This window comes from Pontibacter sp. BAB1700, from assembly GCF_000277005.1.
Classification (GTDB): Bacteria; Bacteroidota; Bacteroidia; order Cytophagales; family Hymenobacteraceae; genus Pontibacter; species Pontibacter lucknowensis.
The window spans coordinates 1-18,446 of record NZ_AKIS01000061.1; the positions used below are offsets into that span (position 1 = coordinate 1).

At 50.2% G+C, this 18,446-nt stretch carries 15 protein-coding genes and 4 pseudogenes; 16 read left to right on the forward strand and 3 right to left on the reverse strand.

What is annotated here, in order from left to right:
- Positions 1–103 precede the first annotated feature (103 nt).
- Both O71_RS08015 and O71_RS08020 read right to left on the reverse strand, forming a co-directional pair.
- Positions 104–1,449, reverse strand: a pseudogene (locus O71_RS08015) (NAD(P)/FAD-dependent oxidoreductase).
- 202 nt (positions 1,450–1,651) lie between these two features.
- Positions 1,652–2,326 (reverse strand): carboxypeptidase-like regulatory domain-containing protein, encoded by a 675-nt coding sequence (locus O71_RS08020; RefSeq protein WP_237717769.1) that lies wholly within the window; start codon positions 2,324–2,326, stop codon positions 1,652–1,654.
- Positions 2,327–2,399: 73 nt separating this feature from the next.
- Between O71_RS08020 and O71_RS08025 the strand changes: the two genes are divergently transcribed.
- The 14 genes and pseudogenes from O71_RS08025 to O71_RS08090 all read left to right on the forward strand — a co-directional run bounded on the left by O71_RS08025 (position 2,400) and on the right by O71_RS08090 (position 14,429).
- Entirely contained in the window at positions 2,400–2,786 is a 387-nt protein-coding gene (locus O71_RS08025; RefSeq protein ID WP_007655215.1) for a metalloregulator ArsR/SmtB family transcription factor, read from the forward strand.
- Between the two features lie 138 nt (positions 2,787–2,924).
- The gene (locus O71_RS08030; RefSeq protein WP_007655217.1) at positions 2,925–3,626 is read left to right on the forward strand and encodes a YjjG family noncanonical pyrimidine nucleotidase; all 702 of its coding nucleotides are present in this window, start codon (positions 2,925–2,927) and stop codon (positions 3,624–3,626) included.
- Between the two features lie 119 nt (positions 3,627–3,745).
- Positions 3,746–5,379: pseudogene (pruA, locus tag O71_RS08035) on the forward strand (L-glutamate gamma-semialdehyde dehydrogenase).
- A 162-nt stretch (positions 5,380–5,541) separates the two neighbouring features.
- Positions 5,542–6,072, forward strand: a complete 531-nt coding sequence (locus tag O71_RS08040; RefSeq protein WP_007655221.1) for a transposase — start codon at positions 5,542–5,544, stop codon at positions 6,070–6,072.
- 297 nt (positions 6,073–6,369) lie between these two features.
- Positions 6,370–6,744 carry an NADH-quinone oxidoreductase subunit A gene (locus tag O71_RS08045; RefSeq protein WP_007655223.1) on the forward strand — a complete coding sequence of 125 codons (375 nt, stop codon included), beginning with the start codon at positions 6,370–6,372 and terminating at the stop codon, positions 6,742–6,744.
- 80 nt (positions 6,745–6,824) lie between these two features.
- The gene (locus O71_RS08050; RefSeq protein WP_007655226.1) at positions 6,825–7,379 is read left to right on the forward strand and encodes an NADH-quinone oxidoreductase subunit B; all 555 of its coding nucleotides are present in this window, start codon (positions 6,825–6,827) and stop codon (positions 7,377–7,379) included.
- Between the two features lie 5 nt (positions 7,380–7,384).
- Entirely contained in the window at positions 7,385–7,891 is a 507-nt protein-coding gene (locus O71_RS08055) for an NADH-quinone oxidoreductase subunit C (RefSeq protein WP_007655228.1), read from the forward strand.
- Between the two features lie 15 nt (positions 7,892–7,906).
- Positions 7,907–9,157 carry an NADH dehydrogenase (quinone) subunit D gene (gene nuoD / locus O71_RS08060; RefSeq protein WP_007655230.1) on the forward strand — a complete coding sequence of 417 codons (1,251 nt, stop codon included), beginning with the start codon at positions 7,907–7,909 and terminating at the stop codon, positions 9,155–9,157.
- Positions 9,158–9,280: 123 nt separating this feature from the next.
- The gene (gene nuoE / locus O71_RS08065) at positions 9,281–9,808 is read left to right on the forward strand and encodes an NADH-quinone oxidoreductase subunit NuoE (protein WP_007655231.1); all 528 of its coding nucleotides are present in this window, start codon (positions 9,281–9,283) and stop codon (positions 9,806–9,808) included.
- A gap of 63 nt (positions 9,809–9,871) precedes the next feature.
- Positions 9,872–11,217, forward strand: a pseudogene (gene nuoF, locus O71_RS08070) (NADH-quinone oxidoreductase subunit NuoF).
- A gap of 60 nt (positions 11,218–11,277) precedes the next feature.
- Positions 11,278–12,257: pseudogene (locus O71_RS08075) on the forward strand (2Fe-2S iron-sulfur cluster-binding protein).
- A gap of 3 nt (positions 12,258–12,260) precedes the next feature.
- Positions 12,261–13,322, forward strand: a complete 1,062-nt coding sequence (nuoH, locus tag O71_RS08080; RefSeq protein WP_007655234.1) for an NADH-quinone oxidoreductase subunit NuoH — start codon at positions 12,261–12,263, stop codon at positions 13,320–13,322.
- Between the two features lie 74 nt (positions 13,323–13,396).
- On the forward strand, positions 13,397–13,906 hold the full coding sequence (locus O71_RS08085; protein WP_040574019.1) for an NADH-quinone oxidoreductase subunit I: 510 nt from the start codon (positions 13,397–13,399) through the stop codon (positions 13,904–13,906).
- 4 nt (positions 13,907–13,910) lie between these two features.
- Positions 13,911–14,429, forward strand: coding sequence for an NADH-quinone oxidoreductase subunit J (locus tag O71_RS08090; protein WP_007655244.1), 519 nt, complete (start codon positions 13,911–13,913; stop codon positions 14,427–14,429).
- Positions 14,430–14,728: 299 nt separating this feature from the next.
- On the opposite strand, the gene O71_RS08095 is transcribed toward O71_RS08090, so the two are convergent.
- Positions 14,729–15,667, reverse strand: coding sequence for a hypothetical protein (locus O71_RS08095; RefSeq protein ID WP_007655246.1), 939 nt, complete (start codon positions 15,665–15,667; stop codon positions 14,729–14,731).
- 437 nt (positions 15,668–16,104) lie between these two features.
- Here O71_RS08095 and nuoK point away from each other — a divergent pair, with 437 nt between their 5' ends.
- Positions 16,105–16,434: an NADH-quinone oxidoreductase subunit NuoK gene (gene nuoK, locus O71_RS08100; RefSeq protein WP_007655248.1), complete on the forward strand. Its 330-nt coding sequence runs from the start codon at positions 16,105–16,107 to the stop codon at positions 16,432–16,434.
- A gap of 46 nt (positions 16,435–16,480) precedes the next feature.
- Positions 16,481–18,442, forward strand: coding sequence for an NADH-quinone oxidoreductase subunit L (gene nuoL / locus O71_RS08105; protein ID WP_007655250.1), 1,962 nt, complete (start codon positions 16,481–16,483; stop codon positions 18,440–18,442).
- Positions 18,443–18,446 lie beyond the last annotated feature (4 nt).

Here is an 18,446-nt window from a genome sequence, read left to right on the forward strand (position 1 = left end):
TGCTTTAACCCACCCCTGCCCTTCCGAGGAGGTTAACAAAAATGCCCCAGTTCTATAGAACTGGGGCATTTTTGTTATCGGCACTGTGAACCAACAATTTAACTTACTCCATATTATACTTATCAACAAACTGACGCTTCGCCCGGTCACCTTTCCGCACAAAAGGTCGGATAATCAGGCGTGTACCGTTTTCGTAGGTAAAGAACCGGTATACCCAATTGCTTAGCACCACCAGTTTGTTGCGGAAGCCTATGAGGTACATAATGTGCACAAACAGCCATGTTACCCAGGCAAAGAAACCGCCCAAATGGATGTCTTTCGGCAAGTCAGCCACGGCACGGTTTCGCCCGATGATGGCCAATGAGCCTTATCGAAGTACTCAAATTCCTCCAACTGCTCTCCTTTAATAAGGCGTTTCAGGTTCTTAGCCAGTAATTTCCCTTGCTGTATGGCAGGTTGTGCTACCCCCGGATGCCCTTTAGGCCATTTGTCGGTTTTCATGAGGGCAATATCTCCGATCGCGAAAATATTATCGTAGCCGAGTACCTGGTTGTAGCGGTTCACCAGTATGCGTCCTCTTTCCACAGCCTCTGCCGGTAGTCCGTCGATCAGGGCACCCTGTACACCGGCAGCCCATACCAGTGTTTGTGTCTGAATCTGCTCTCCCCCTTTGATAGTGGCCACATAGCCGTCATAAGTTTCTACCAGCGCATTCAGCTTCACAATGATGCCCAAATCCTGCAGGTATTTCAGTGTCTTCTCACTCGACTCCGGGGACATCGGTGGCAGCACGCGGTCCATACCTTCTATAAGGTAAATATTCATCCTGCTGAAGTCCACCCCGGGATAGTCTGTCGGAAGGATATGCTTGCGCATCTCAGCCAGGGCCCCTGCTGTTTCTACACCAGTCGGGCCACCACCCACAATCACGAAGTTGAGCAGACTTTGCTGCAGATCCGGGTCAGCGGTCATACTAGCCTGTTCAAAGCACTGAAACAGCTGGCTGCGCAAATTCAGGGCATGCGGAATTTGCTTTAATGGAAAGGCATTTTTCTTCACTTCTTCGTTGCCGAAGTAGTTGGTCTTGGTACCTGTCGCTATGATGAGGTAATCATAGGGTAGATCACCCACTATAGTATGAATGGTCTTGGAAATGGGGTTGACACCATTTACTTTGACCAAGCGGAAGTGAAAGTCTTCGAACTCGTCGCTGCCAAACATCTTGCGGAGCGGCTCGGCAATAGAGTCTGGCTCCAGACCTGCAGTGGCTACCTGGTAAAGCAGCGGCCAGAAACCATGGTAGTTCTGACGGTCAAGCATCACAACCTGGAAATCCTTGCACTTTAATTTTTGGGCTACATTAATGCCCCCAAATCCACCGCCAATGATCACGACACGGGGTTTGGTTGTATCAGGTATATTGAGCGATAATTTATCTATATCCAGCATAATGTGAATTTTTATCTTTTGAAAGCATACATGGCGCAAGTCTATACAGGGCCAATTAGTATACGTTTCTTTCTATATTGGGGACTAACGCAGCCTGATGTTGTTGGTTACTTTTGGTGCAATTATGAGCGAATTGCCATAAAAAAGAGCCCGGCTCAGGTATAGCTATACCTGAGCCGGGCTCTTCAAAATTTCAACGTGATTACTTCTTGTTGTTAAACTCTCCGTTCCGGAGCATGTCCAGCAGTTTGATGATTGCGAACGGACTGACAGTGGGGAACATATTGCGTTGCTCCTGCCGCTGCACCTGCTGCATGTTCCAGGCCCTGAAGTTGGCGTTTCCGTCCATCGGCGTTACACTGAAAAGCTCTTCGAGCCGTTTGGGGTCGAGGTTCCGCATGGCAATGGCCATCCCGTCATCCGGTAGCTTCACGGCCAGCACGGCCTCCTTGAAATCGCGCTCTGTAGGCCACGGGAACACCTGAACCTCAGGCAGCTGCGTCGGATCTTCCTGCATCTGCATGATAATGGAGTAGCTCTGACTCTGATAGTTCTTCGGTATTTTCAGGTATTGCTTTTTATAACCTATAGCGCTGAACACGACACTGTCACCGGTCAGCACAGGCACTGAGAAGAAACCATAGGCGTTGGTTTGTGTACCGCGGCTAGTCTTGGGCACAAACACGTTCACGCCGGCCACGCCATAAAGGCTGTCGCCGATGGTCACGAAACCGGTCAGCTGCACTACCCGCTTATGGCCCTGTGCTGCCGCCTCATTGGGCGCTCCCATTATCAGGAAAGCAAAAAGGGCCAGGGGCAACAGGAAGCCGAGGGCACGCTTATTTGTAAGTAGTAGTCTTTGTAATTGGGGCATCATGTAGTACAATAATACTTCATATAATTTTATTATAGCAGCTTTTGGCTAATTTTGTTCTGACACGCTTTCAAATATGAGGCTCAAACACTTCAGTCTTTCCTTCGGAGAACAGGTTTTAAAGGCGCTGGCAGACGACTCACGCCTGCGCATGCTGCACCTGATCCTGCGCAACAAGGAAATGTGCACTTCCGACCTGGAGCATGTGTTGGACTTCACCCAGACCAAGACCTCGCGCCACCTCGCCTACCTGCGTAATGCCGGCCTTGTGGTGCCCCGCAAGATCGACCAGTGGGTATATTATTCCCTAAAGGAAGAAGGCTCCGATTTCGTTCAACAGATCTTCACATACCTCGAACGCGACGCCATCCTGCAAAAAGATCTGGAAACCTACCGCATTCTGTACTCTAACCGAGAACTGGCCGTCAACCGCATGCAAACCCGCCGCTGGACAGACACTTAGCACTTATTAAGACAAGTTTTTAGTTCATTGGTTTAAACATTGATATAGAACTTTTAGTATAATTAGCCTGCTATTGTTGCACATATTTTTTAAACATACCGCCCGCCAAGTCGTTTCTCTATAGCTGAGACTCTTATTATGAAGCCATACAAACACATATTCTTTGACCTTGACCACACCCTGTGGGACTTTGAGAAAAACTCCGAGGAGACCCTCTATACCTTATTCCACGAGTTTGGCTTGGCTGAGTTCGGCAAATTCGATTGCGACTCCTTTTATAAGAAGTACAAATTTGTGAACTACCTCCTGTGGGATCTTTATAATAAAGGAAAGATCGATCAGAAAGAGTTGCGCGAGTCCCGCTTTGTGAAAACCCTGACCGGGCTGGGCCTGGAGCCACATCAGGTACCGACAGGTATATCCGAGGCTTATACCGACCTGTGCCCGCAGAAAACGGCGGTATTCCCCTATACCTTTGAGGTGCTCGACTATCTTAAGCCCAAGTACGGTCTCCACATCATCACCAACGGCTTCAAGGATGTGCAGTACATCAAAATGAACGGCTCCAAGCTGACAGATTATTTCAAGGAGATCATTACCTCCGAGTGCTGTGGGTATAAGAAACCGGACAAGCGTATTTTTGAGCATGCACTCGACCGTATAAAGGTACGTCCTGTGGAATGCCTGATGATCGGCGACAACTTAGAATGCGACATTGATGGCGCTCGCCTGGCGGGTATAGACCAGGTTTTCTTCAACCCGGAGAAGAGCAAAAGCAAGCTTTCCCCTAAACCTACTTACCACATCCACTGCCTGAGCGAACTACAGGCCATGTTATAGCAAAGCTATACCCTTTACAGGCCGGAAAATAAAATAATTCGCCTTACCTTTGTATAGGGTGGCTGCCGCATGCAGTTACTCGAATGTCTTATTCTGAATCTGTAAAATATCAAAAAGAGATGGCAACAGGATTTTTTAGAGTACCAACACCAGTAAACGAACCTGTAAAATCGTACGCGCGGGTTCTCCGGAGCGTGAGGAACTGCAGCGCACTTATAAAGAACTTAAGTCAAAGGAGATCGACGTGCCGATGTACATCGGTGGCGACAAGGTATATACTGACAACAAGAAGCCGATGCTTCAGCCGCATGACCACCAGCACATTCTGGGTCACTTCAGCGAAGGCGACGCGTCACACGTGGAACAGGCGATCAACGCGGCGCTTGCCGCACGCGAAGAGTGGGCTGCCATGGGCTGGGAGCACCGTTTGAGCATTTTCCTGAAAGCCGCTGAACTGCTGGCTGGTCCATGGAGAGCACGCATGAACGCTGCCACGATGCTGGGTCAGTCGAAGAACGCTTATCAAGCCGAGATCGACTCTGCCTGCGAATTGGTGGACTTCCTGCGCTTCAATGCACAGTATGCTACTGAGATCTACCAGATGCAGCCGGAGTCATCACCGGGCGTATGGAACCGCATGGAGCACCGTCCCTTGGAGGGCTTCGTTTTTGCTTTGACACCATTCAACTTCACGGCTATTGCCGGTAACCTGCCAGCCTCTGTTGCCATGATGGGTAACGTTGTGGTTTGGAAGCCTGCCCACACGCAGATCTATGCCGCGCAGATGATCATGGAGCTGTTCCGCGAAGCTGGCCTTCCGGATGGAGTTATTAACTTGGTATATGTAGACGGCCCTACTACTGGTGATGTGATCTTCAACCACGCTGATTTTGCGGGTATCCACTTCACAGGCAGCACCGGCGTATTCCAGCATATTTGGAAGACGATCGGCACGAACATCCACAAGTATAAGTCATATCCACGCATTGTAGGTGAGACGGGTGGCAAGGACTTTATCGTGGCGCACAGCTCGGCCGACGCCAAGCAGGTAGCGACAGGTATCGTGCGTGGTGCTTTCGAGTATCAGGGCCAGAAATGCTCTGCCGCTTCGCGTGCTTACATCCCGAGCAATATTTGGGAAGACGTGAAAAACTATGTGGTGGAAGATCTGAAGACTTTCAAAATGGGGCCTCCAGAGGATTTCTCAAACTTCATCAACGCCGTAATCGACGAGAAGTCATTCGACAAGATTGCCCGCTACATCGACAACGCCAAGGAGAGCAACGAGGTTGAAATCATTGCTGGTGGTAACTACGACAAATCGAAAGGCTACTTCATCGAGCCAACTGTGCTGTTGTCGCACAACCCGCAGTATATAACGATGTGCGAGGAGATCTTCGGGCCAGTGATCACGATCTATGTGTACGACGAGAACAACTTCGAAGAGACGCTGGAGCTGGTGAACTCAACTTCGCCATACGCTTTGACAGGTGCCATCTTCAGCCGCGACCGTTATGCCGCTGAGTTCGCTACGAAGAAGCTGGAAAACGCGGCCGGTAACTTCTACATCAACGACAAGCCAACCGGTGCCGTGGTAGGACAACAGCCATTCGGTGGCGCCCGCGCTTCGGGTACCAACGACAAGGCCGGCTCTATGCTGAACCTGTTGCGCTGGGTGTCTGCCCGCTCTATCAAAGAGACGTTCGTAACGCCAACAGACTACCGCTACCCGTTCCTGGGTGAGAATAAGTAAGGTATAGCTATACCTGAAATAGGAAGCACCACGCTCGTTAAGGGCGTGGTGCCTTTTTATTTGGGCTAGTGTATGGCGCGAGCGTCCACGCTCGTGTCTACTATGGTGGGGCCTCTGGCCTCTTTAGTATAAATTGCGTACTGTTTCTCAAAATTTATGCTTATGTCCGAGAAGTACAAGATTTACAAAGGCGGCCTTTTCTTCGTCACCCTCACAGTGGTTGGCTGGATCGATATATTCACCAGAAGAGAATATGCCGACGAAGTAGTGCAGAACCTAAACTACTGCAGCAAACACAAAGGACTGCAGGTTTACAGTTATTGTTTAATGCCCAGCCACCTGCACATGATTTGCTCGGTAGAAGATGGCAATCTAAGTGGTGTGCTCAGGGATTTCAAGAGTTATACGGCTAAACAAGTATTAGCCCAAATTGAAAACAATCCAATAGAGAGCAGAAAAGAATGGTTGCTATACCTGTTCCGCTTCTTCAAGCAGCACAACACGCATAATAAGGAGTTCCTGTTTTGGCAGCAGCACAACCATCCCATTGACTTGACAGACACACCAATGCTGCAGCAAAAGATAGACTACATTGAGCAGAACCCGGTTGTGGCTGGCTTGGTAACTGATGCGGCTTATTATACTTTTAGCAGCGCGAATCCGAGTAGTGCTGTTATTCTATCGGAGGTATAACCGCAACGGGGCCAGAGGCCCCACCATAGTAGACACGAGCGTGGACGCTCGCGCCATCAACCTGCCAAATCCATGTTCCAACACCCACCCCGCCATACCTGAAAAGCTTGCTCTAAAACCAGCCGATTTTAAACCAACCCCCTCCCTCTCAGTCCAAAACCACACAGAATTGCATTCACACCGACCGATAATACTTTAGAACAATTTTAAACGCTATTTACATTGGATATAGTCTTTTGATTGTTGGCTATTTATCCCTAATTTTGCTCCCAAATTTCAATAAAGCATTACAGCAATATGGAAACTACTGGTACTCAGTATCTACCGTCGGACTACCTCCCTATTTTGATACAATTTGCGGCAGCGCTCGGCTTCGTTATTTTCGCGCTGGTGGTGACGCATTTACTCGGCCCAAAAAGAAAAAGTGAGGTAAAAGGCGCCTCTTGGGAAAGTGGCGTGGAGTCGGTGGGCGATGCGCGTACCCCTATCTCCTATAAGTACTTCATCACGGCCATCCTGTTCGTGCTGTTCGATATTGAAATTATCTTCATGTACCCTTGGGCGGTGAACTTCCGCGAATTCGGTCTGGAAGGCTTCCTGCCGATGATGTTATTCCTTGGTGTGATCCTGGCTGGCTTCTTCTACGAAATCAAAAAAGGCATTCTCAAGTAGTTCGGCACCAGTAAACTTTTATAGGGTAAACGGTGTTTTTGCAGGGGTAAACAGAGATTAAAACTCAGAATTTCAGAAACATGAGCGATACAAATAAAGATATAAACATGGTAGAGGCACCAGAGGGCCATAGCGGCGCTGGTTTCTTTGCCACTTCCTTCGAAAAAGTGATTGGTCTGGCCCGCGCAAACTCGCTTTGGCCACTGCCTTTTGCCACTTCTTGCTGCGGTATCGAGTTTATGGCGACCATGGGCTCTACCTACGATATTTCACGCTTCGGTTCGGAGCGCCCAAGCTTCTCGCCACGTCAGGCCGACATCCTGTTGGTAATGGGTACCATCGCCAAGAAAATGGGACCTGTTGTGAAGCAGGTATACGAGCAGATGGCCGAGCCACGCTGGGTGGTGGCCGTGGGTGCCTGCGCCACGTCAGGCGGTATTTTCGACTCGTACTCTGTACTGCAGGGTATAGACCGTGTGGTACCGGTGGACGTGTACGTGCCGGGCTGCCCGCCAAGACCGGAGCAGATTCTGGACGGTTTGATGCGCGTACAGGATTTGGCCAAAAACGAATCACTACGCCGTCGTCACTCACCTGAATATCAGGCACTTTTGGCTTCTTACAACATTAAATAAGCAGCATGGAGCTTACGAACGAAAACGTACTTGGTAAACTGATTGCGCAGTTTGGAGAAGAAAACATCAGGGATGCTTACAACCCGGATGGTATCATGACTTTCACGACAAACCGTGAGAACATCATCGCCCTGATTCAATACCTGTATGACGACAAGGACCTGCAGGTGCAGTTCCTGACCACGATGGCAGGCATCCACTTCCCGGACCACAAAGGTATGGAGATGTGCATGATGTACCAGTTGCATAGCCTGCGTCACAATTACCGTCTGCGCATTAAGGTGTTTGTGCCTGCCGAAGACCCGGTATTACCGACGCTGACCGGCATTTACGCCACCGCCAACTGGATGGAGCGTGAAGCCTATGACTTTTACGGTTTCATCTTTACCGGTCACCCGAACCTGATTCGCATACTCAACATCGAAGAGATGGAGTATCACCCGATGCTCAAGCAGTATCCGCTGGAAGACCAGACAAGGGAAGACAAAATTGATACGTATTTCGGACGCTAAGCCAGATAAACCACTATGGCTACTGATAATAAAACAGCTGACACTGACCAGTTGCAGGAATTCCGCGATAACCGCGACCTGAAACTGCAGGACAAGAAGAACGAGAACCTGACGACCCTGAACCTGGGTCCGACGCACCCGGCTACCCACGGTATCTTCCAGAACATCTTGCAGATGGACGGGGAGGTTATCATGGACGCGGTGCCGACCATCGGGTATATTCACCGTGCTTTCGAGAAGATTGCCGAGCGCAGACCGTTCTACCAGATTACGCCGCTCACTGACCGCATGAACTACTGTTCGTCCCCTATCAACAACATGGGGTACCACATGACAGTGGAAAAGCTTCTGGGTATAGAAATCCCGAAGCGTGCGCAGTACATCCGCGTGATTATGATGGAGCTGGCCCGTATCTCCGACCACCTGATTTGTAACTCCATTCTGGGTGTGGACTCCGGCGCTTTCACCGGCTTCCTGTACGTAATGCAGGAGCGCGAGCACATTTACGACATTTACGAAGAGGTATGCGGTGCCCGTCTGACGACCAACATGGGTCGTATCGGCGGTATGGAGCGCGACCTTTCTCCAAAAGCCTTGCACCTGATTGGTGAGTTCCTGAAGCGCTTCCCGAAGGTATGGGCAGAGTTCGAGAAAATGCTGACCCGCAACCGTATCTTCATCGACCGTACGGTGGGTGTGGGTGCCATTTCGGCTGAGCGTGCTTTGAACTACGGCTTCACAGGTCCTAACCTGCGTGCCACCGGCGTGGACTACGACGTGCGCGTGATGAACCCTTACTCTTCTTACGATGATTTCGAGTTCGAAATTCCGGTTGGCGAGAAAGGCGACACTTACGACCGCTTCTTAGTGCGCAACGAAGAAGTATGGCAGAGTTTGAAAATTATTGAGCAGGCTTACAAAAACCTGCCGGAAGGTTCTTACCATGCCGATGCCCCGCACTACTACCTGCCACCAAAGCAGGAGGTATATACCAGCATGGAAGCGCTTATCTATCACTTCAAGATTGTGATGGGTGAGATTGACGCTCCGAAAGGCGAGGTATACCATAGCGTGGAAGGCGGCAACGGCGAGCTTGGTTTCTACCTGATCAGCGACGGCGGCAGAACGCCATACCGTCTGCATTTCAGAAGACCTTGCTTCATCTACTATCAGGCTTACACGGAAATGATCAAAGGCGGTCAGCTGGCCGACGCCATCCTGACGCTGAGTAGCCTGAACGTGATTGCCGGCGAACTAGACGCCTAAGGCAGTGAACAGTAATCAGTTATCAGTAAACATTATTAGAATACTGAAAGAGGAGATTGATTACTGTTTATTGTTAATTGTTAACTGAAAAATACCTGTTAACTGTTAATTGTTAACTGACAAATGATACAAAACGCATTTAAGTTTTCTGATAAGGCCCTTGCTGAGATTCAGCGCTATATCAGCCATTACCCGGAAGGACGCCAGAAGTCGGCCCTGTTGCCTGCCCTGCACGTTGCGCAGGCGGAGAACAACGGCTGGGTGAGCCCTGAAGCGATGGACGCGATTGCCGAAATCCTGAACATACAGCCAATCGAGGTATACGAGGTGGCTACTTTCTATACCATGTTCAACCTGAAGCCGGTTGGCAAGCACGTGCTCGAGGTATGTCGCACAGGCCCTTGCTGCCTGCGCGGTGCCGACCAGATGATTGAGACATTCAAACAGAAGCTCAACATCGAAGAAGGCGAGACAACGGCCGACGGTATGTTTACCCTGAAGCCAGTGGAATGCCTTGCTTCGTGTGGCACAGGCCCGATGCTGCAGGTGCGCGAAACCTACTACGAGAACTTGGACAGCGAAGAAGCAGTGGACCAGTTCATCGAGATGATGCGCAACAAAGAGGTGGAAACGCCTGAGTGGGCGAAGTAATTCATTGATAAATCAGGCAGCTTGCCTTAACATAGCAACTGCAGAGCTATATATCCTGTCACAATGGGAATCAAGATATTAACCGAACATATTAACGTACCGGGTATCGAAACCTTGGAGGTGTATCGCAAGCATGGCGGCTACCGCTCGGTAGAGAAGGCCCTGAAGACGATGACCCCGGATGAAGTGGTGGAAGAAGTGAAGACATCAGGCCTGCGTGGTCGTGGTGGCGCTGGCTTCCCGGCCGGTATGAAGTGGAGCTTTTTGGCGAAGCCGGAAGGCGTTCCGCGTTACTTAGTTTGCAACGCCGACGAATCGGAGCCGGCACTTTCAAGGACCGCGTGTTCATGGAGAAAAACCCGCACGCCCTGATCGAAGGTATGATTACATCGAGCTATGCGCTGGGTGCGAACACGTCTTATATCTACATCCGCGGTGAATTGTTGTTCGTCCTGCGCATTCTGGAAAAAGCAATCGCCGAGGCGTATGCAGCCGGTTTGCTCGGTAAGAACATTTTGGGTTCAGGTTACGACCTCGACCTGCACGTAGCGCCGGGTGGTGGTGCGTATATCTGCGGTGAAGAGACAGCTCTACTAGAATCACTGGAAGGCAAGCGTGGCAACCCGCGTAACAAGCCGCCATTCCCGGCGGTGAAAGGTCTGTTCCAGTCGCCAACCGTGGTAAACAACGTGGAGACCATCGCGTCTGTGCCTTGGATTGTAAACAACACAGGTGCGGAGTACGCTAAGATAGGTATAGGCCGTAGCACGGGCACCAAACTGATTTCTGCCAGCGGTAACATCAACCGTCCCGGCGTGTACGAGATCGACTTGGGCGTTCCGGTGGAGGAATTCATCTACTCAGACGAGTACTGCGGCGGTATCTGGAAAGGCAAGCAACTGAAGGCAGTCGTACCGGGTGGTTCTTCTGTTCCGATTCTGCCAGCTGACCTGATCCTGAAAACAGCTGCCGGTGAGCAACGCCTGATGACGTACGAATCGCTGTCTGACGGTGGTTTCGTGAGCGGCTCTATGCTGGGTTCTGGTGCTTTTATCGTGTTCGACGAAGACCAATGCATCGTGCGTAACACGTGGAACTATGCCCGCTTCTATCATCACGAGTCATGCGGCCAGTGCAGCCCTTGCCGTGAGGGTACAGGCTGGATGGAGCGTGTGCTGCACCGCATCGAGCATGGCCACGGTCATCAGCAGGACATCGACCTGTTGGTAAGCGTAGCCAAGCAGATTGAGGGTAACACGATTTGCCCGCTGGGTGACGCCGCAGCATGGCCGGTAGCCAGCGCAATCCGTCACTTCCGCGAGGAGTTCGAGTGGCACATCAAGCACCCACAGGAAGCTACAGCTCCGGGCGCGGTATACAGAGGACAGTTAGCGGCAGCTACTGTATAATTCAAAATTAAATTAACTGCCCGCTATACCTTGGTAGGCGAGCTTTGGATAAAAATTAAGATGGCTAAAATAACATTTGACGGCATCGAGGTAGAGGTTGAAGATGGAACCACCATCCTGCAGGCCGCCCGTAAGATCGGTGGTGATGTAGTGCCCCCTGCCATGTGCTTTTATACCCCGCTGAAAGGCAGTGGCGGTAAGTGCCGTGTGTGCCTTGTAAAGGTAACGCAGGGTTCTGCCCGCGACCCACGCCCTATGCCGAAACTGGTAGCTTCGTGCATTACCCCAGTACAGGACGGCATGGTGGTGGAGAACACAACTAACGAAGACGTACTGAATGCCCGCAAGGGTATCGTGGAAATGTTGCTCATCAACCACCCACTGGATTGCCTGTATGCGACCAAGCTGGTGAGTGCGATTTGCAGAACCTTTCTTACGAGCACGGTGTGAGCGCTACCCGCTATGAGGAGCCGCGTCGTACCTTCGACAGAGTAGACCTGGGTCCTTACATCCAACTGCACATGACGCGCTGCATCCTGTGCTACCGTTGCGTGTATACCGCCGACCAGATTACCGAGAAGCGTGTGCACGGCGTATTGGGCCGTGGCGACGCAGCCGAAATTGGCACTTACATCGAGAACGTAATCGACAACGATTTCTCCGGAAACGTGATTGACGTGTGCCCGGTGGGAGCTTTAACAGACAAGACTTGGCGCTTTAAGAACCGCGTGTGGTTCACGAAGCCGCTGAACGCGCACCGCGACTGCCCTACCTGCAGCGGTAAGGTAACGCTGTGGGGACGTGGTGACACGGTGCTTCGCGTAACCGCCCGCAAGGACGAGTACGCCGAGGTAGAGGAGTTCATCTGCAACACCTGTCGTTTCGACAAGAAAGAGATGAGCGATTGGACCATCGAGGGACCGCGCCACATCGACAGAGGTTCTGTTATTTCGGCTAACCACTACGAATTGCCAGTGGTGAACGTGCCGATTGTGCCGAACCTGCCTAAATCTACTGTTAAAAAAATGCCAACGGAATAAAGCATGGATTCTGTAGTTCTCATATACAAGGGTATTTACATTCTGGCCATTTTCGGTATTTCGTTACTGATTGCGACCTACTCGACTTACTTTGAGCGTAAGATTGCCGCTTTCATTCAGGACCGCGTAGGCCCGAACCGTGCGGGTCCGATGGGCTTGCTGCAGCCGCTGGCCGACGCCGGTAAACTGTTCTTCAAAGAAGAGTTTATACCTGCCAACGCAAACAAAACGCTCTTCATCCTGGGCCCAGGTATAGCCATGCTGGTGGCAGCGATGACGAGTGCGGTTATCCCATTCGGCGACACGCTGATTTTGGGAGAAACATCATTTGACCTGATAGCCATTGACGTAAACATCGGAATACTTTACATTTTCGCTGTGGTGTCGCTGGGTGTGTACGGTCTGATGATTGGTGGCTGGGCTTCGAATAATAAGTTCTCCTTGCTGGGTGCTATCCGTGCCGCTTCGCAGAACATTTCATACGAACTGGCTATGGGTCTGTCGCTAATTGCGGTACTGATGTTGAGTGGCTCGCTGTCGCTGAAAGTAATTGCCGAGCAACAAGCCGGATTTAACTGGAACATCTGGTACCAACCGCTGGGCTTCCTGATTTTCCTGATTTGTGCCTTTGCCGAGACAAACAGAACTCCATTTGACTTACCTGAATCTGAAGCCGAACTGATTGGCGGTTACCACACCGAGTATAGCTCTATGAAACTGGGTATGTACCTGTTTGCCGAGTACATCAACATCTTCGTAGTGTCGGCTGTGATGGCAACGCTGTACTTCGGTGCCTATAATTTCCCGTTCATGGAGAACCTGCGCAATGCGTTCGATGACCCTGTTTTGGGTAACAACGTGGTGACCATACTGGGTGTGGGTGTGATGTTCGCGAAGATTTTCGCCTTCATCTTCTTCTTCATGTGGGTGCGCTGGACACTACCGCGTTTCCGCTACGACCAGTTGATGAAGCTGGGCTGGAACATCCTGATTCCGCTGGCCATCCTGAATATCCTGCTTACGGGCGGTGGCATTCTACTCTACGACTATTTTACACAAGGATAACGAAATATTGAATGCTGCCATGCCAGGCGCTGTTATAGACAGACAGCATAGACAGCAATCATAATCGAGATACAATGGAACCACTATCTAATAGAAAAAAGAACGTAGCACAAAAGGAGATGACGCTTTCGGAGCGCATGTACCTGCCTGCTATCGCTCAAGGCTTGGGAATTACGATAAAGCACTTCTTTAAGAAGAAAGCGACAATCAATTACCCTGAGGAGACGCGTCAGCGCAGCGACATCTGGCGCGGTCTGCACGTGCTGAAGCGTGACGAAAACGGTGCAGAGCGTTGCACGGCCTGTGGTCTGTGCGCCGTAGCCTGCCCTGCCGAAGCCATCACAATGACGGCTGGCGAGCGCAAGAAAGGCGAAGAGCACCTGTACCGCGAAGAAAAGTACGCCGTGACCTACGAAGTGAACATGCTGCGCTGCATTTTCTGCGGTCTGTGCGAAGAAGCCTGCCCGAAGGCTGCTATCTTCCTGCAGGACGACAAACTTGCCCCAGCCCGTTACGAGCGCGACGAATTCATTTACGGCAAAGACCGCTTGGTAGAACCGTTAAAAACCACTGAAACCAAATAATCCGATGACAGAAAGTCTGTTTTTCTTCTTTGCTTCGCTAACGCTGCTTTGCGCCCTGATGGTTGTTATTTCCAAGAACCCGGTGTACAGCGTTATCTTCCTGATCCTGACATTCTTCACCATATCAGCGCACTATATATTGCTGAACGCCCAGTTTTTGGCAGCGGTAAACATCATCGTATATGCAGGAGCCATCATGGTACTTTTCCTATTTGTACTGATGTTCATCAACACAGGTAAGAACGTGGAAGGCACCATGAAAAGGAATGTGCTGGCCAAAATAGCCGGTACAGTAGCTGGTGGCTTGCTGTTCACGGTAGTAGTAGCTGCTTTGAAAGATGTAACACTCGGCCACCCGGATCCAGCCACGTTCAATTCGCAGGTTGGTATGGTAGAGAACCTGGGCAAAGTGCTTTTCACCAAATATATGCTGCCGTTCCAGTTAGTAGCAGTACTATTCCTCGTATCTATGGTAGGTGCTGTGATGATTGGCAAGAGAGAAGCGGGAGAGCAGAACTTCTAATCGAGTTATACCTTCAAAAAATAGAGAGCCAGTGCTGCAAAGTGCTGGCTTTTTTTTGTCTGAATCAGGATTTACAGGATTTAAAGAGGGTCCCTACCCCACGGATTTTTAGGATCCGTGGAAATGGATATAAAGTAAGATGTCGCAAATTTAGCGGTAGCGCAACTTGTGACTGTTCTTGGGGCCAGTTTATAACTGGCAGGTACCATGGTCAAATTTTTAATACGCCGGTTTCAAACTGGCCGTCATGAATTACCATAAGTTACCTCTTCACTCAAACTTGCGGTATGGGAAAAATTTTATTGCTCTACCGTCAACATAACTTCAAGTAATTCAGACCCACCCAGATCATCATCTGAAACTACTACCAGGCGATACCTGCCTTTCCCTTCTCGCTTTTTAACGACCAACGATTCTGCCTTGCCTGTATAAAGTTCTCCATCCGCTTGTAGCATAGGTGTGGCAGGAATTTGCAGAGTATCCTGTTTTCCTATCGCATTGAAAGGAATATAGCCGATGTAACTACCCAGGACCTCCCCATCCCCGTAGGCGTCGTTCGTATCTTCCAGTGAAGCTGTAAAAAAAAGCTTGTCATCATATACATAAGCACCAGAAAAGCCCGCCTGCAGGAGTTCCAACTCGGGCAAACGGAAATAGGCAAGCTCTGGCTTTGGCAACTGCACTGCAGATTCTGACAAGAGATAAGGTATAAATTCGGCCAGATTATAGGAAATCAACATGTTCTGACCGGTCCCGATAGCACGCTGCATCAGGTAAAGCCGCCCATGCCCGGCAGCTACACCTTCTATGTTGAGCAGACTTTCTCCTAACTTCATCTGCGCTTCGAGTTCTTTGTAGAGAGGATCCAGATTTATGGCCTTTGCTCCATGAGTGTCTGCTCCCTCTCTACAGATATCATCACCGCAAATGTTGTAAAGATAGGCCTTACGTCGGGCTGGGGCTGAGCCAGAACCCATCATAAGAAGATAGGGCTTGCCCTGATGTTGCAAAAGGGTCATGCCCTCCAGGTCGGCTTTATCAGCTTTGGCGATGCGCCCATTTTCGAAGCCGGTTGTGTCAAAGATCGCTTCATGGGATAACAACCGGTAGTTTTTGTCCAGCTTGTATAGGTATGGAGAATCGTCGCCAGTCACATAATAATGGTCACCCAGCATCTCAAGCCCGGAAGCAGATGGCAGGTTATCGAAGTGAAGGTGCTTCTCAATAGTAGCTTTCATAGTCAGATCGGCATGATAAGGTGTAGTGGATGATGCGGTAGTTGGCTGTTGACAAGACGAAAACAGTGCAACCAGGCAAAACAGGTATAGCAGAGGTAAGTATTCTAACTTCATACAATTTTAGAGCAACCAGGTTATAGCATCCTGAATGGACAAATCAGCTTCGCTATACCTGATCAGGTGCAGGTATAGCACGAGTGCGACTTGCCATCAAAAATAAGTCTTATACCCTACGCAGCCTGAAAAGGAAAGTATAAGCTGTAGCTTAACAAGGCGTGCCTGCATTAACTAAAATATAAATCTTCAGGGACATGAAACCTTGTTACAGATCGGGCAAGAAGATTAGAAATATGTTATGGATTTTACAAAAATGGGGATAACTTTGCGACTTGATTTCAGAATTGTAATTTACCAGTAATACGTTCAGCAACCAGACGATGAACCAAATGCCAGAGGTTATCCGAACCATCCCGCTTGAATTCTACCTGTACTTCAGCACGGCCCTTTTCGCCATTGGCGTAATCGGCGTTCTCACCAGACGAAACGCGATTGTTATTTTTATGTGTGTGGAGCTGATGCTCAACGCCGTGAACGTACTGATGGTCGCTTTGTCGTCTTATCGCTCTGACCCGAACGGACAGATTTTCGTGTTCTTCATCATGGCGGTAGCAGCGGCGGAAGTAACAGTTGGTCTGGCCATCATCGTGATGATTTACCGCAACCTGCGCACCACCAACGTGCAATTGCTGAACTACCTCAAGTGGTAGCCCATACCTTATCTAACCTGAATAGCTTAACTAAATCATACGCTAAATGCAAGAAGTAGTAATGCCCATCAACAATCAGGAAATGGCGCTGCTGTGTTTGCTTGTGCCGCTCCTGCCGTTCATAGGCTTTCTGATTAACGGACTTGGCAACCGCAAATTGCCTAAGGCCATTGTAGGTCTGCTGGGCTCTGGCACCGTGCTGGCCTCGTTTCTGATATCAGTATACCTGTTCATCGACTTCACTTCCAATGGTAGCCGCCCTTACATCGTCGACCTATACAACTGGTTCTCGGTGGGTAGCCTTGAGATTGGTTTCTCGTTCATGATTGACCAGCTCACCCTGCTGATGCTCTTGATGGTGACCGGTATCGGTTTCCTGATTCACGTGTACTCGGCGGGTTACATGAGCCACGACGAAAACTACGGCAAGTTCTTCTCTTTCCTCAACCTGTTCATGTTCTCGATGTTGCTGCTCGTGATGGGCTCTAACTACGTGATGATGTTCGTGGGCTGGGAAGGCGTTGGTCTTTGCTCCTACCTGCTGATCGGCTTCTGGAACAAGAACACCAACTATAACAATGCCGCCAAGAAAGCCTTTATCATGAACCGTATCGGTGACTTGGGCTTCCTGCTGGGCATTTTCCTTATTTTCATCACCTTCGGCAGCGTGAGCTACCCAGAGGTATTCCTGTCTGCTTCGCAGATGACGGGCCTGACCGATAGCGGTGTGATGATTGCCATTACCATGCTCCTGTTTGTGGGTGCGATGGGTAAGAGTGCGCAGATTCCATTGTTCACATGGCTTCCTGACGCGATGGCGGGTCCAACGCCTGTTTCGGCCCTGATTCACGCCGCGACCATGGTGACGGCAGGTATCTACATGGTGCTTCGCTCGAACGTACTGTATGTGCTGGCCCCGACTACGATGGAGTTTATCGCTATCATTGGTCTGGCTACTGCCCTGTTGGCCGCGACGATTGGTCTGGCGCAGAATGACATCAAGAAAGTGCTGGCTTACTCTACCGTGTCGCAGCTGGGCTTTATGTTCCTGGCGCTCGGTGTGATGGCTTTCTCTTCTTCCATTTTCCACGTTCTCACGCACGCCTTCTTTAAGGCCCTCCTATTCCTGGGTGCTGGTTCTGTGATTCACGCAGTAAGCAACGAACAGGATATCCGCAACATGGGTGGTCTGCGCAAGTGGCTGCCAATTACATTTATCACGTTCCTGATTGGTACGCTCGCGATTTCAGGTATACCGCCTTTCGCCGGTTTCTTCTCGAAAGACGAATTGCTGGCGCATGTGTTTGAGCACAACAAGCTGATGTGGGCGCTCGGCCTGCTGGCTTCGTTCATGACCTCGTTCTACATGTTCCGCCTCCTGTTCCTGACGTTCTTCGGCAAGTTCCGTGGCACAGAGGCGCAGCGTTCGCACCTGCACGAGTCACCACCTTCCATGACCATTCCGCTGATTGTACTGGCTATCCTGTCCACTGTAGGTGGTTTCATTGGTCTGCCAGCCGTTTTCAGCGACACGCATACCTTGGGCAACTTCCTGTCGCCTATCTATGACCTTGCCCGCCGCGCCAACGGTGCCGCTCTGGAGCCTGCTCACATTGACCACGCGACAGAATACATCCTGATGGCTGTTTCGGTGGTGGTGTCGGTTATCGCGATTATCATTGCCTACATCATGTATGTAAAGAAAGAAACAGTGCCGGCTCCGGAAGGAACGCGCCTGTCTCCTATCCACAACCTGATTTACAACAAATACTACATCGACGAGATTTATGACACGGTGTTCGTTCGTCCGGTGATGGCCATGTCGACTGCTTTCCACCGCTTTGTGGACGTGATTGTAGTAGACGGCATTGTAAACGGCTTCGGCAAATTGGTGATGGCAAGCGGCCGTGTGCTGCGCCTCACGCAGAGTGGCGTGATTGGCTTCTATGTTTTTGTGATGGTAGCCAGCATTGTTCTGATTCTATTTTTAAACTTCTTTATCGCTTAAGGTT

Coding starts and splice junctions, on each gene's coding strand:
- O71_RS08020 (WP_237717769.1), bottom strand. CDS start 2,326: ATGATGCCCCAATTACAAAGACTACTACTTACAAATAAGCGTGCCCTC.
- O71_RS08025 (WP_007655215.1), top strand. CDS start 2,400: ATGAGGCTCAAACACTTCAGTCTTTCCTTCGGAGAACAGGTTTTAAAG.
- O71_RS08030 (WP_007655217.1), top strand. CDS start 2,925: ATGAAGCCATACAAACACATATTCTTTGACCTTGACCACACCCTGTGG.
- O71_RS08040 (WP_007655221.1), top strand. CDS start 5,542: ATGTCCGAGAAGTACAAGATTTACAAAGGCGGCCTTTTCTTCGTCACC.
- O71_RS08045 (WP_007655223.1), top strand. CDS start 6,370: ATGGAAACTACTGGTACTCAGTATCTACCGTCGGACTACCTCCCTATT.
- O71_RS08050 (WP_007655226.1), top strand. CDS start 6,825: ATGAGCGATACAAATAAAGATATAAACATGGTAGAGGCACCAGAGGGC.
- O71_RS08055 (WP_007655228.1), top strand. CDS start 7,385: ATGGAGCTTACGAACGAAAACGTACTTGGTAAACTGATTGCGCAGTTT.
- nuoD (WP_007655230.1), top strand. CDS start 7,907: ATGGCTACTGATAATAAAACAGCTGACACTGACCAGTTGCAGGAATTC.
- nuoE (WP_007655231.1), top strand. CDS start 9,281: ATGATACAAAACGCATTTAAGTTTTCTGATAAGGCCCTTGCTGAGATT.
- nuoH (WP_007655234.1), top strand. CDS start 12,261: ATGGATTCTGTAGTTCTCATATACAAGGGTATTTACATTCTGGCCATT.
- O71_RS08085 (WP_040574019.1), top strand. CDS start 13,397: ATGGAACCACTATCTAATAGAAAAAAGAACGTAGCACAAAAGGAGATG.
- O71_RS08090 (WP_007655244.1), top strand. CDS start 13,911: ATGACAGAAAGTCTGTTTTTCTTCTTTGCTTCGCTAACGCTGCTTTGC.
- O71_RS08095 (WP_007655246.1), bottom strand. CDS start 15,667: ATGAAAGCTACTATTGAGAAGCACCTTCACTTCGATAACCTGCCATCT.
- nuoK (WP_007655248.1), top strand. CDS start 16,105: ATGAACCAAATGCCAGAGGTTATCCGAACCATCCCGCTTGAATTCTAC.
- nuoL (WP_007655250.1), top strand. CDS start 16,481: ATGCAAGAAGTAGTAATGCCCATCAACAATCAGGAAATGGCGCTGCTG.